The organism is cyanobacterium endosymbiont of Rhopalodia gibberula, assembly GCF_003574135.1.
Classification (GTDB): domain Bacteria; phylum Cyanobacteriota; class Cyanobacteriia; order Cyanobacteriales; family Microcystaceae; genus Rippkaea.
In genome coordinates this window covers 2,235,076-2,249,496 of the sequence record NZ_AP018341.1, presented here as the reverse complement: position 1 = coordinate 2,249,496, position 14,421 = coordinate 2,235,076, and the positions used below count along the sequence as shown (strand labels likewise).

At 32.4% G+C, this 14,421-nt stretch carries 11 protein-coding genes, 1 tRNA gene and 1 pseudogene; 2 read left to right on the top strand and 11 right to left on the bottom strand.

Features of this window, described 5'->3' with window-relative positions:
- Window positions 1-12 precede the first annotated feature (12 nt).
- From petD to RGRSB_RS07175, 3 genes are all read right to left on the bottom strand, one after another.
- Window positions 13-495 carry a cytochrome b6-f complex subunit IV gene (petD, locus tag RGRSB_RS07185; RefSeq protein ID WP_119260458.1) on the bottom strand — a complete coding sequence of 161 codons (483 nt, stop codon included), beginning with the start codon at window positions 493-495 and terminating at the stop codon, window positions 13-15.
- A gap of 126 nt (window positions 496-621) precedes the next feature.
- Window positions 622-1,290, bottom strand: a complete 669-nt coding sequence (petB, locus tag RGRSB_RS07180; RefSeq protein WP_119260457.1) for a cytochrome b6 — start codon at window positions 1,288-1,290, stop codon at window positions 622-624.
- A 725-nt stretch (window positions 1,291-2,015) separates the two neighbouring features.
- Window positions 2,016-2,276, bottom strand: coding sequence for a hypothetical protein (locus RGRSB_RS07175; RefSeq protein WP_119260456.1), 261 nt, complete (start codon window positions 2,274-2,276; stop codon window positions 2,016-2,018).
- 263 nt (window positions 2,277-2,539) lie between these two features.
- Between RGRSB_RS07175 and RGRSB_RS07170 the strand changes: the two genes are divergently transcribed.
- A complete protein-coding gene (locus tag RGRSB_RS07170; protein WP_119260455.1) occupies window positions 2,540-2,986 on the top strand; it encodes a pentapeptide repeat-containing protein in 447 nt (148 codons plus the stop codon).
- Between the two features lie 1,235 nt (window positions 2,987-4,221).
- Here the strand turns inward: RGRSB_RS07170 and RGRSB_RS09895 are convergent.
- Both RGRSB_RS09895 and RGRSB_RS11145 read right to left on the bottom strand, forming a co-directional pair.
- The gene (locus RGRSB_RS09895) at window positions 4,222-4,467 is read right to left on the bottom strand and encodes a hypothetical protein (protein WP_145961890.1); all 246 of its coding nucleotides are present in this window, start codon (window positions 4,465-4,467) and stop codon (window positions 4,222-4,224) included.
- A 1,472-nt stretch (window positions 4,468-5,939) separates the two neighbouring features.
- Window positions 5,940-6,092 carry a hypothetical protein gene (locus RGRSB_RS11145; RefSeq protein WP_172582067.1) on the bottom strand — a complete coding sequence of 51 codons (153 nt, stop codon included), beginning with the start codon at window positions 6,090-6,092 and terminating at the stop codon, window positions 5,940-5,942.
- 425 nt (window positions 6,093-6,517) lie between these two features.
- On the opposite strand from RGRSB_RS11145, the gene RGRSB_RS07160 reads away from it, so the two are divergent.
- Entirely contained in the window at window positions 6,518-7,357 is an 840-nt protein-coding gene (locus RGRSB_RS07160) for a mechanosensitive ion channel family protein (RefSeq protein ID WP_119260453.1), read from the top strand.
- A gap of 796 nt (window positions 7,358-8,153) precedes the next feature.
- On the opposite strand, the gene RGRSB_RS07155 is transcribed toward RGRSB_RS07160, so the two are convergent.
- The 6 genes and pseudogenes from RGRSB_RS07155 to ruvA form a co-directional block, all read right to left on the bottom strand.
- A tRNA-Arg gene (locus RGRSB_RS07155) sits at window positions 8,154-8,226 on the bottom strand.
- A gap of 128 nt (window positions 8,227-8,354) precedes the next feature.
- The gene (locus tag RGRSB_RS07150) at window positions 8,355-9,032 is read right to left on the bottom strand and encodes a uracil-DNA glycosylase family protein (protein ID WP_119260452.1); all 678 of its coding nucleotides are present in this window, start codon (window positions 9,030-9,032) and stop codon (window positions 8,355-8,357) included.
- Between the two features lie 780 nt (window positions 9,033-9,812).
- Window positions 9,813-10,490: an ABC transporter ATP-binding protein gene (locus RGRSB_RS07145; protein WP_119260451.1), complete on the bottom strand. Its 678-nt coding sequence runs from the start codon at window positions 10,488-10,490 to the stop codon at window positions 9,813-9,815.
- Between the two features lie 36 nt (window positions 10,491-10,526).
- Window positions 10,527-11,168, bottom strand: a pseudogene (locus RGRSB_RS07140) (hypothetical protein).
- 1,146 nt (window positions 11,169-12,314) lie between these two features.
- Window positions 12,315-12,566 (bottom strand): hypothetical protein, encoded by a 252-nt coding sequence (locus RGRSB_RS09890; RefSeq protein ID WP_145961889.1) that lies wholly within the window; start codon window positions 12,564-12,566, stop codon window positions 12,315-12,317.
- A gap of 1,118 nt (window positions 12,567-13,684) precedes the next feature.
- Window positions 13,685-14,338, bottom strand: a complete 654-nt coding sequence (gene ruvA / locus RGRSB_RS07130; protein ID WP_119260449.1) for a Holliday junction branch migration protein RuvA — start codon at window positions 14,336-14,338, stop codon at window positions 13,685-13,687.
- Window positions 14,339-14,421: the final 83 nt, after the last annotated feature.

Sequence of the window (14,421 nt, the reverse complement as noted above, 5' to 3'; positions counted from 1 at the left end):
CCACCAGACTTTCTAAAATAATCCTAAGGTTAAAGATTTATCAATAGGGAAAGTTGCACCTGCACCCAACCACAGAGTCACAAGAGTTCCAAAGAGAAACATAGCAGTTGCTACAGGACGACGAAAGGGATTCTGGAATTTGTTGACACTTTCAATAAAAGGAATCAACATTAAACCTAAAGGAATAGCTGCTTGACAAGCAATTCCTAATAATTTGTTAGGAAGAATCCGTAAGATTTGGAAAACGGGATAGAGATACCACTCCGGTAGAATTTCTAACGGAGTGGCAAAAGGATCAGCCGGTTCACCAACCATAGCGGGGTCAAGAACCGCTAATGCCACTAGCAGTCCTATGGTCCCAAGAATCACCACAGGAAAAATATAAAGCAAGTCATTAGGCCAAGCCGGTTCACCGTAGTAGTTGTGACCCATGCCTTGGGCTAGTTTTGCTCTCAATTTAGGGTCGCTAAGATCTGGCTTTTTTTCAGTTGCCATTGGATAGATTTCTCCTTATAAAAACTGAGGATCAGCAGGATATTTGTCTAACATTAGTGACCAGTCTTTAATAACCAAAGATTTATAGTTGATTAATTAACTGTTCACTGGCCACCCTTAAACACTTTACAAAGGACCAGAAATCCCTTGTTTGCGGATCATTAAAAAATGCAGCAGCATGAAGACTGCGATTAGCCAGGGGAAAACAAAGGTATGTAAGCTGTAAAAACGTGTTAAGGTGGCTTGTCCTACACTTTGACCACCCCGGAGTAGTTCAACCAATTGATCGCCCACCACGGGAATAGCTGCAGGAACACCAGAAACTATCTTAACCGCCCAATAACCAACTTGATCCCAAGGAAGAGAGTAGCCTGTTACACCGAAAGAAACGGTGATGACAGCTAAGACAACTCCAGTAATCCAAGTTAACTCACGGGGCTTTTTAAAGCCACCAGTCAAGTAAACACGGAAGACATGGAGGATCATCATCAATACCATCATACTGGCAGACCAGCGATGGACTGAACGTATCAGCCAACCGAAGTTAACCTCGTCCATAATATATTTGACTGAAGAAAAGGCTTCAACAACCGTTGGTTTGTAGTAAAACGTCATGGCAAATCCAGTAGCAAACTGGACCAAGAAGCAAACTAAGGTAATTCCACCCAAACAGTAGAAAATATTTACATGGGGAGGAACGTATTTAGTGGTTATGTCGTCGGAAATTGCCTGAATTTCAAGGCGATCATCAAACCACTTATAAATGGGAGAATCTGTAACTTGTTTGGAGAACATTGAAGCTATAATTCGCTATCGTAATAAATGATTAAGGGTTGATTTGCTTGACTCCTTGAGTGAGATACCCCATGGAGGGAATCAATGTTGGCGACATGGAGAAAACAAAACACCTCATTAGAAAATCTAACATACTACTTTCCATTGTGTTCACCGCGATCACTATCTAAGAGGATGGATTGACACATCACATCAAAACTCTTTAACTAGTGTTTTTGATGATTATATAAACTGCAGCCTGACAAAGATAACAAAACTAGGTCAGTACAGTTTCTCTGAAAATTTCTATCTCAAACTATGGAGATGGTATAGTTGAAGCAATTTATCCTTGACATTATCGCTATTGTTAAGATGGGGACTACATTCAATCCGGCACGTTGTCTAGGCAAGGCACTAACTATCCATTTCGGCTCATGCAATGACAAAGTGGAGGTAAATTTTAGATTTTTTACCATACTGTCTTAAACCAAATAAAATGACATTCACTAGAGGGGTATCTACTCCGTCTAAATTTTTACAATTTCCGTATTAGAGTGACGAGTTGCTCTCTCTAAATTGGATAAAGCTAAATCTAGCCATTTATTTATGATGATATGGAAGTCGATGATCATATAATTACACACCTCCATAGTAACTAAATTCCACTAAGACAATCAACCCTAGAATAGGGTGGTTGTGATTTGAACCGACTATCACAACTTCAATATCCTAAACGGTTAATATTTCTATGCAATTTGTCCATGCAGGAAATTAATTTCCCGTTTACTTAGGAAACAATTTAACAATGAATGATGGTGTTTGAAACAGTTAAGGTAATGGCTAAATAAGATTTGTTCCATCCCTGCTGTTGGTTCCACCGCACAAATTTCGTGAAGGACAGGTTTTAACCAGATAACAAATAACAATGAAGTAATTCCCAATTTTCCCAATAATTTTGACTTTGTGCGTAAATAATAAACGCTATAATTCAAGGCTGACGTAACCACAAAGTTAATGCCCCAATTCCTATAGCTATCACTATAATAAAGCCTACTTCTGAAAAGATATTATTGAAGCTGATAATAAAATATTTTGATTTTTTCTTGTATATTCTGAAATATTAGTCTATTCTCTATTAAGAATGATCACCAGAACGATCAAAGAAAAAACGATGAGGAAAAATAATCCAATTAGGTGAAGTTTTTTGTAATCGTACTTTCTATCTTAATAGCAAGGAAGAAACGTTCAATAAAGGAGTATAAATTTATTTATGAGACAGAACATTTTCTTGACGCTGTCCATCGCTGTTCCCCTTATGTTCACGAGTCCGGTATTAGCCGGAAATCCAGCTCATATTCAACGGTTGCTAACAACTAACGAATGTATGAGGTGCGATCTTTCGAATGAGGACTTAAGATATGCTCATTTAATAGGAGCAGATTTAAGGGATGCTAATCTGTCAGGGTCAGCTCTAATCGAAGCTAATCTAGAGGGAGCGGATATGACAGGGGCCAACCTCGAGGGGTCTAATCTAACCGGGGCAATGGTTACTAATGCAAGTTTGAACGATTCGAATTTAGATAATGTGAACTTTACCCGAGCAATGATTTACGATGCTGATGTTACGGGTGCGTCCATGAACAACCTAGATTTGACTAGCGCTCAAATCTTTGACACAGGTATTGGAATTGGTGGGCAAGACCCCGCTTTTGATTAGAAACGGCAAGCCAGGAAAACTCAGCTGTTATAGTTGTTTATGTCAGAGACAATATTAGCTAACAATGTGGACATTTGTGTGTCTCGTATTATCTTTTCAATCTAAACTGCGTTTAGATTGAAAAGACATCGTAAATTCCAAGGTCAATAATTATGACCCCAAGCTTGGTTAGGTTAGCCTAATTAATTACCCCATAAAAAATTGCTGTATCTATGCTGAATTTAAAAAACGTCGTAAAAAGATATCACAACTGAAAAACGAGGTATTAATGCTGAGGTAGTCGTTTATATCAGGATTGCACTTAAGAATAGGTAAACACGGCAACTCTTATGCTTAAGAGTTAATCATTGGGATTGAGACTAATACTACTTCGATTTACTTATACAATGAATTCAGGGTCTATTATTTGTCCATTGCACTGTTATTTATCTAGACTAGATTGGATAAGTTATGGGTCTTTGTGAGTGCATTCTAAAATTATAAGCTTTTCTTGTTTTTATGTTCCATTATTAATGATAAATTATTTGTTGCTGATTGCTGTTTACCGGATTCTTAATACATGTTGTGTCTGAATAATTTTTGTTTTCGAATTGACGCTTAGGGGGCTTTAATAAAAAATTTAACAGTTGCTTTGTTGCCAACAATAAAAGTTGGTTTGCGTCAATCCAGTTGTGAAATTTTCGTTATAGCTAGCCAGAACATTACACTGACTAGTGTAACTATAATTCCAGAAAAATCAAAGAATAATTACTCAAATATTTGCTCTTATTTTTCCTAGAGTTAATTGTTAATTTAGTGCACAGATTAGTTACTTAACTTTATCTCAAAAATTCTTTGGATTCAACTCAATTAAACAAAGACAAAAAAGTAAACTAATTCAGTTGATAGTTTTTCTTTCATTAATCTATCAGTTCTGAGGAGTTGCTTCAAACATGAGAGTTGCTTACTCCTCTGATGGTTGAAGTTGTAGAGAGAGGGTTAGTTGACTACCATTAGCCAGAACTAGAGGGCGAATAATTTTGTACTTTCCTAAAAAATATATTTTTTAAAGTTTTCAATCAAAATCTAAAAGATTAGAACTAATAATAAACTCAATATTCTTGCTAAAGTTACTCTACAGAAAGCTGCCTAAAATGTCGTTTTAGCAATATTTGTTCCTAAATAACGGGTCTTTGTCAATTAGACATCAATCCAATCGATGTAATCAAAGCTACCTGGGTGAACATAATTTTTATTTAAAACTGGACAGATATCATTTTCTTTCTTTGAAAGAAGTTTTTTAAACACACGCTGTCCGCAACCAAATCATTCCTAACGCGCCTAAAATAAGCAAAAGTACGATGATAGATAATAGTAGACTCAAAGTTACTTTCATACTGAGCAACTAACACCAAGAATACCGTCGTAAAAGTAAGGTTAAAGACAATAGTAGCCACTCCTCCAGAGGTTTTCTCCTCGATGTAGGTGATTCGTCCACTCATAACCAAAACCAAGTTGTAGAGTTTCGTTGACTACTGTTTTCATTGCTTGGATAACCTGACCAATAACTATACCCAAGAGCAAGATTCAAAATAAATTTGATGGCAGAATAAATCTTGTGTTAGTTAATAATTGGGAGATCGGTATTTAAAGTTGGGGTGATAATATAGCTTTATTGAACCGTTTGCCCGTCACACGATTACAAAATGTCCAATCTCTTGAGGGTTTGTCCGTACATCTGCTTAAGCTTGGGCATAAATCCAATAAAGACGATCTTCATACACAAATTGATTGATAAAATTTGGCTAAATAAATATTTGAATAGTTCGCAAAATTTATTTAATAATTGTATTATACACCTTGATTTTTTTTTGATTAATCTCTTTAATTTTTATGGTAATCAAACGACTATTAAGGGTAAATAGAGTAAAATAAACCTCGATTTTTTAGTTGTTTATTAGCTGTCGATATTACTAGTTTAATAGTATTAATTAAGGCTAACAGTCTTTTTCCCTAACTATCTTAAATAGAGATTTCTGAGCTATTAGATTTAATTAACCCATCTACCAAGATGGTATTAGCTACTAACGTATGTGTATTTATCATCTTTTAGGTATAGATTTGATTGATATATTTCGTAATACTAAAAACTTTAACTTTTGGAATAAGACAGCTTTCCTAAGACTGCGACTTAACATAGTAATTAGATTTGTTGACATTTTTCCCTTCAAAATAAAATCTTTATAATCAGTATTAGTAATAATTATGAATTATTTTTGTTGTTTGTTAATCAAGTTGATTACTATAGTTGAGAGAGATTCCCGGGAAAGCCTTTATAATTCAAAAGAAATACTCCTATTCTTCAATCCGAATAAATCCTGATAACATGGTTCGGTAAATCTATGCCGTGGCAATTGACTCTGTAATAAACAAGTTCATAACCACAACACGAATATAGATTAGAAATTTGATAAAATCACAATAGCTTTTTCTGATTATTTTTCTAATTAGATCAAATAATTAGGTTTTTTAACAAAAATACTGCTAATGACCATATTTATCTTTGGAAACTTTCGGTAATACAACTTAACATAATAGGGAAAAAGTCGAAACGTTAAACGTCGAAAAAGCCACTGAAAAAATAATTGTCATGGTAGATCAACTGTAAACTACTTCTGTTGTTTCAGGATAAAAAGTCACAGGTATAAAAACTACCATCAATACTACCAAGGCGGAAATAGTCTCCTCAAATAATTAATCTATAGAAGTCTATCACTGCTTACATCGGACGCCTTTTTGGGGACAGTTTATTAGGAACTGTTTCTACATTTACAATCTCGTCGTCCACCACCAATCTTTTTTCTAAAACACAGACAAATAAATTTAACTGGTGAAGAGTATGGACAAAAGTATTTAAAACGATCATCGCCCATATTAACACCACCCAAATGGTAGTTCCGGAAATGACAGTAGTCTAACAATCTTGTAAGAAAATCAATATAATCAGGACCAATAGGATCATTGCTTGTGAAAAAGTAATGACTAAATCCTTAATCGAAGCATTAACAAATAACGTATTATCAAGACCAACAATAACTTTTAACCTAGGGAGGAAACTCGGTTTCAATTCCCAAATTGTTATCCTAGCAGCCTATATAATTCCTAGAATGTTAGTTCCAGGTAACTGATAAACCAAGCGACTCCAGGGTTATTATCCACATTAGCTAATGTATCGTAGTTTTTTATTTCTAGTTCAGCTCATCTCATATCTTTAGCCTCTTGTTTTTCTTAAAGTAATTTCGAAATGCGGATTATAATTTTTTTTTCTCTCACTTTCAATATCATATCTTTGGTTTCTGCTACAATTGTAAATTATTGCCTTTGTGGATGTTGTTGTTCAATTCTTCCTACGCCAGTGTCAGAATTTTATCCATCGACAATATCAATAACATTAGTTATAGTTAGTTCCCTAGTAGCTAATTTAGCAGGAAAAAGCTTAAATACAACACAAAATATAATAATATTGACCCACTTTCATTATAAAATCTATATATGGAAAATATATTTGATACTATAATAATTGGTTTACAAGAACTATTAAAAATAACAATTAAAGTTCTACCAACTTTTTTAGTAGCTTTAATTACTATCTTATTAACTCGCTATACTGCTAACTTTTTAAAAGGTTTTTCAGAAAAATTATCTAAGAAAACTTTGAAAAGTCAATCCTTGCAACTGTTAGTTATAAAAATTACTTACGTAGGTACTTGGATTATAGGAAGTTTATTGGTTTGTGTTTTTATTTTTCCAGGTTTAACTTTAGGAGATATTGTTGCTGCTTTAGGATTGAGTTCCGTTGCTATTGGTTTTGCATTTCAAGATATTTTTAAGAATTTTTTATCAGGAGTATTAATTTTAATACAAGAGCCATTTCGTATTAATGATCAAATCATCGTTGATGGACATGAAGGTACAGTAGAATTAATTGATATTCGTACGACAAAAATTAAGACTTATACAGGTGAAAAAATTTTAGTACCTAATTCTAAAATTTTTACCGATGCTGTTAGAGTTAGAACTGCTTATAATAATCGTCGTACTGATTTAAATGTAGGAATTGACTATAATACATCTTTGCCGAATGTAAAAGAAATCTTACAAGATACAATTACTCAAGTTGAGGGAGTATTAGAATATCCTTGTCCAGAAGTAGACTTAATTGCATTTGGAGATAGTTCTATCGATTTGATTGTACGTTATTGGACAACACCAAGAGAGCCTACAGTTAGAAAAGTACAAACGAAAGCGATTATTGCTATTAAACAAGCTTTTGATCAAGCTAACATTAATATTCCGTATCCCATACGCAGTATACATTACTATAATCAATAGTAATTTGATCAAAAACTTGTTAAAAATTTAACTTAACTATTTAGTTATATTTTGATTTTCTCTATTTTTAGATTATTTAATTTACATTAAAACTATTCTAAATTAATTTAAAATTAAAAATAAATTAGCAAATTAATTAAATTTAAAAGTCAAAAATACTAAATAATTCATTTTAAACCTGCATACACTCTAATACTGTAGAAGTTTCTCGTCAAATAAAAATGAATACAATAATGAAAATTATTGTATTCATTTTTATTTGTCTATCCACAGTGAGCGGACCCTCTGTTCAAAATCCTAAATTAACTTTTGAACTTTACAAAGGAGCTATTTTTAGCTTCTCAATGAGGGTTTAAAAAAACAAAAGTTTAATCAAGAACATCGTAGCGTAAATGAGTCATAAATAGTTGATGCATACTTATGTCACATGCCTCAACACATGCCCCAAATATCCTGTTAATCTGAAAGTAAGACATACATAATAAGGCTGTTTGTCTCTACTAACTTCGATTATTAAATTTCCTAAGAGAAGATGAACACTGCAACTTATAGTATTAAACTCTCTTACAGAACTAAAAAAAGCTTTTTGGCAGACCTTTCCATCTGTTGTTATTACTAAATTAGTTGACTTTTATGAAGCTGGTTAATAGTTCATCATAAATATCGGGTGAAGATCCTGTCTCAGAATACTATCGCAAGCACTCACATTCTTTAGATTGGGATAAAGTCTCGATCAATCAATAAACTACGTAGTACCATCATTGATTTAACTTTTTTGACCAAAAAATAATTATAACGGGTGTGACAGGACTCGAACCTGTAACCTACGACTTAGAAGGTCGGTGCTCTATCCATTGAGCTACACACCCATGAAGTTCATCATGACCGCCTCATAATTGTATACCCTCTGTTACTGATAACGCCAATTCTAAAAGTCATTAATTTTAAAACTCAGAGTTTTATGATACAGTCCCCCACAAAATCCTTTAGTTTAGGATTAAAAGTCAAATTCATTCAGCCTCTTCTGTAACATTTGGGGAAATTTGACGTAATATTTCCGATTGAGAGGAGATGGATGGGGTAAAGGAAGTAAAGTTACTTGTCGTCGGTGTTGCATACCTAAAGTATCAGTCGCGTGGAGAGTGACAGGTAATTTACTTTCATAGCGATCACTCCGTTGGAAAAATTCATTGACTTCCCCTTTATCTCCATAGGGAATGAACCACTTAAACGCCTCGGTTCCTAATGTAATAATTTGATTTCCTTGCCAATGAATAACTAATAATTTTTCGATAAAGGGACGGAAACGATTTTTAACTTCAGTAATATAAGCTTTATTGTCAGGGGGTTTATAGGGGACAGTATTAGTAAGAAGAACTCGAGCACAGATGCTTTGCAACTCTTGTCGAGTTTTCGCCTGTTGATGATGCATCGCCCAGTAAAACCCTTTACGAACTAAAGTGCCTGCAGCACCAATTAAAGGTTGTCCCGTTTGGACTTCATCTCGTCCAAGATCTCGTCCAAAAAAGCAGATCTGACTTTTGAGGTTTCCCGCATACAAAATAGGTTGAGTGGGATCTTTATCAGCTGCTTTATAAACGGTGGTATCAATGGGAAATGGTTTTCGTTTAGCTTCTTGATGAATTTGAACGATCAAGGTTTCAATATCTGACATTAATTCATTTAATCTGTGGTCACAGCAATCAGTACGATAGCATTATTTGTGACCAGTAAACTTTGCTACTAAAGTAGATATATCTAAATAAACCTTAAAAAAACAACTCATTTTAAGTTTTTATATTTAAGTAATTACAATGTTCTTATCTAATTAAGATAAGTATAATATATATTTTAAAACTGTTGATATTTTTTAAATAAATATCTTATTTAATTATTTGAAATAAGTTGTATTTATGTTTAAATCTTGTTCCAACAATTTGATGCTATTTTACTTCTATTTTTTAGGTAGAAACAAAAATATTGTAACAAATATAAGTATGACTTTTTTTATTTCCATTAATTTAGCTTGTCTATAACTAAACTATTTGTACCAACTGAATTATTATCAATAATAATGTTAGGTATCATAATAATTTTTTTGGTAGTTTAACCATGATAAATACAAGTTGTTGTCGGATCTATTTTTTCTATAAATTAAATTATCTCTATATCATTTAAAGTCTGATAATCCGCTATAGTGAGTGCTTCCAAATTTAGAATCTTATTCATTAAACTGAGTTGAGCATTTGATTCCATTAGTATTAATCAAGTTAAAATTCTGAGCATAGCATAATTCATTTTAAAGAGAAAACTAGCTACAGTTCTATCCATAGAACAGATATAGCCCTTAATAGACTTATGATTTATGATCAGACTCTGTACTTTATATTATTGATTTTTACATAACAGGTCCGGTAAAGCTAAACTCTACTTAATATTTTTCTAGAAAATTTAACTAGGAAATTGACTGAACTTGTCCTTCTTTTAATGTTAAAATACCTTGGGCGAACTGTTTAACAAGTTTCTTTTGATGATTTACCATGATTATAGTAGTTTGTTCTGTTTGATTCGAATTAATTAAAGTTTCTATTAATTGCTGAGCACGCTCGCTATCTAAAGCTGAGGTTGGCTCATCTAACAATAGAAGTTTAGGTTTCATCATTAACCCCCGCATAATACTTACTAACTGTCGCTGTCCTAAAGATAATTGCAATTCATTTCGAGTTAACCAATCATCAGGGATCGAAAGTTGTGATTGCCATGTATCAATTGCCTGTTCAATCTCTAGTTTAGATAACTGTTGCAATACTAAAGGGTAAGCAAGGGCTTCTTCTACAGTCATACCTAATAATTTTGGCTCTTGAGGAACTAGAACAATTTGTTGACGTAGTTTAACAATAGAAAGATTGCAAAGAGGCTGAGAGTCCCATTCAATTAACCCTGATGTGGGTTCTTGTAAACGGTTAATTAGCCGTAATAAAGTAGTTTTTCCAGCGCCAGAAGGACCGACAATTGCTAAGCGATCACTCTGATTCACTTGAAAAGAAATATTAGTTAATAACTTATTTTCTTCCCTAAAATCAGTTAAACTAACTTCGGATAATTTTAATAATGGAGTTGATTCAGAGTTCATGACTTATTAAATGTAGAAGTTATTTAATGGGGGTAATCATTCATTTTTTTCTTGTCTATCTTGAACCCTTCCAGGAACACTTTTCATAGAAGCTAACATTGCTTGGGAACCTGTAATAGTATCTCGTTCTTCTCTTCCTAAATATAACTGACCAACACTCCCAATAGCCGAAATCTGAAGAATATTAATTAAAGCAGCTTTTTCTGCTTCATTAGCCGCTAACGCTGCAGAAGCAGCTGATTGAACTTCCAAAACATAAAGATTTTGTCTAACTAATAACACTTGTCCCCATTGGTTACGATTGACTAATTGCGCTTGATATGAATCGATATCACGAATAATAATTTGACTAGAAACCACCTTAAGTTTTAAACAATCTTGTCGATTAACAGCTCAAGGCTCTAAAATTGCTCCTCCTGCAGTTTTTACCTCTTTTTGATTAGTGGAATGAATTTTTAGAAGTCCATCAAGACATTCGATAAATCACACTCCAGAATAAACTACAGCAGACTTTAAATCGACATCTGTAATGTAGTTAATTTTAATTCCTAGAGAAATTTGAACCCATAGTACAGCATCTTCAGGTAAAGGTAAAAATCCTAACGCTATCATAATGTAGGCGGCGTGTTGAGATTATAATCGGTCTAAATAAACATAGCTGCGTAATTCAACTCTCAAAATGGGATTCTCCAATGTTTTCCTTTAATCTTTATAAAGACACCTCAAGCAAATTAGTATAAGACTAGTGAAATAAGGAGATTATAGATTTTGCATAATAAATTAGTTTACTTTTCTAGATAAAAGTAGTTATAATCCTCTAAGTTAAATCATAATTTGATATTAATTATAGGTAAAATATCTAGATAAATTTTGGATTTTTTTTGTTAATAATTTCTAGAATTTCCTTTGTTTTTTTGTTAATCAACTAACTATAGATCAAAGAATCAATTTGTAAAATAGCTATATTTTACAAACTGATATTACCACTTGTAAATTGGTTCTTTATTTTCTCAATAGATTCAGCATCAATATAAATTTCAAAAATGTTATGTACGTCTTTGTTGAGCAAGATGGTGAGCGGTATAATGCTAAAGCTTTTCAGAAGACTTTATCAAATAATCAAGTTTTTTCAAAAAAAATTTGAGAGAATAGTTAATTATTAATAATTAGACTTTTTTTATAAAAAAATATTAGACTTATATATCAGGTTGGTTAGGAGACAATTAATAACTGATCAAACAATTTATCTTAGTCCACTAACTAGAGGCTGTTTATTAAACTTAAATTTATTTTCAAAAAATTATCTTTATAGTTATTCATGATTTTGTTAAGTTTATATAACTTAAGTATAATCAACATATAAAGTTAGCAAGCTTAGTAATATTTAGGTTGTAGCTGCGATGCTAACTGTATCAAAATAGCAAATAGCAATAATAATTAAAGTGTAAATAGAAACTCCACAAGAAACTAAATCTTTCCGTCTTAATTGAATAGTTATAACTTACATAGTAGTAATTGGCATAATAAAAATTTTTTAAAACTAAGTACTTATTCCCCATCCATTTCATTAAAAAGCATTAAATATAAATGCAATATTTAAGAATCGTAGTAACACTCATTCAGCTAAAATAAACAATAACAAAAAAAATCACCAACTATTATTTTTTTTAAAAAATTTTAAGGGAATAAATTTCAGTATAATCTTCAACCCAAGATAAAGCAAAATTAGAGGAATTAAAATGGCAAACCTTGCTACTGCTGACAATAAAAATAAACTGCATTGGAACAGAAGTCCTCATGCAGTTTGAGCTAAACTACTAATGGCTAAACAGTAAACCATCCTACGTAGACAGAAATGTTCTCTATATAATGGGTAAAACTTGATAGATAGCACAACCAATTAAACCCAGATAAACCAATCCCCATCTCGAAAACGCATAACCCGTAGCAAAAGTCAAGATCTCTTCCAAAAAAAGTTTGATAGATATTTTTCATAGTCATATCATTAACTGAAGCAACATTTGCTACACGATAAGTGTAAAAGCGACAACAACGGCAGTACTTTAAACCCATCATCTGATCAAATCTCGGTTAATTTTCCTAATTTTTGAGTATTTAGATCTTAGGATGGCTTCTCGCGTAATAATTTGATGCTACTACCTCAAGCACTTGCCCTGATTTAAATAAGGGAAAAATACAGTTAAATCGGTTTTCCCAGACTTTATTGGCAATTTCGTAATCAGGGCAACTAATGCGATACGTGGAATCAGAGATCACGGAAAAAGAACAGCCATAAGGGAGAACAAAAGACAGAAGCAACTCAAGAGTATTTTGATGTAACTGAGAATGGATCATATAACTTTATAGTTTGTTTTCCTGAGCCCTTTTAGACTAAGAATGACCAATCAGTAGCCAATAACCCCCAAAACCATTATTCCAACTACATTCTGTAAGTCCAAGAACTTGATTTTTTCAAAGACCAAGTTTTTAGAATTTTGAGAATATTGCAGAGTAATAATTCTAGCTTTTGTTTGTTATAGTGTTGTCACAGCTAGTCTGGAAGAGTTATTTTTTAGGACTCCTGCTCGATTCTATCAGGTATGTCGTTCTCTATTATCTATCTTTTTATTGAGATATATTAACTTTTCCGTGAGTTAGTCATTGACGCATTATGTAGAATATACACACTCGGAATAGATCAAGTGTTCACTATGACGTTAGACAGACTCAAAGTTCATTCCATCTAACTACTTTAGTGTCCGGTGGTAACAGTCAATAACCCAATGAATTGTTTTCATTCGAAGAAATAAACTTTTACAAACGTCGTCTGAGTCTTAGTTGTCTTACCAAGATAAAATATCAAATCTAACGATCTATTTATAAGTTTTAAATCAACTAATATTATCTTATCTAATTGAAGTAGATCTATAGATAAGCTAGTTTGAGCATTAAATATACTTTCTTTGTATGATATAAATCGTAAATTTTATAAAAAAAATTGTACTCTTAATATAAGAGTTTAGTTATGAAATGCTAAAAAATAATGGATGATAAACGAATCATACTTAATTATTGATTTTTAGTCAAAAATTTTGGTATCTAGCTCCTATTTTGACAATTTTCTATTTTAGACAGCTCATATTTAAGTTTTATGTACATAACCAGACTTACATAGAGAACCTTATATATCAATTCTATGTAAGGTTTTCGTTTTGACTTAACCAAATAATTGCTTCTCTAATCCACTCCTCGCTATTATTATTTTTTAACATTTGATTATCTTTACTAAGAATAGAAATAGCTTGATTAATTTCTTCATTGGTATAATCTAATGCTAATAAAGTCATTTCCAAATCTTCTAGTACCTCCAAGGACGGAATTGTAACAGTAGAAGTGGAAGATAAAGTTATCCCTAATAGTTTTTGCAATTGAGAGAGTTTAGTTTTGAGTTCCAAAATAATACGTTCGGCAGTTTTTTTCCCAACTCCCGGTGTTTTGGATAGAGTCCGAATGTTACCATTAATAATTGCTTGTACTAATTCTTCTAATCCTAATGTATCAATTAGCGTGATTGCTAATTGCGCACCAATTCCATTGACACTGATTAGTTGGCGGAATAACTCTCGTTCAGCCACAGTAGTAAAACCATATAAAATGGGATAATCATCCCTGATTTGTAGATGAGTAAAAACTTGAATGTTTTCTAGTTGATTCTGAACTAATTGTCGGGCAAATCGTGATGAAATTTGTATTTCATAGCCCATATGATTAACTTCTAAAATAAGAATAGTCCTATTCGGGATATTATTGAGTACTTTAACCGGATTGCCTTTAAGATAACTTAACACAGTTTATTATTAATGATTTAGGTGTTAATAAATGATTTTATGATTGACTTTTTATTTTTATTGAAAAGTTTACATTTTCAGAT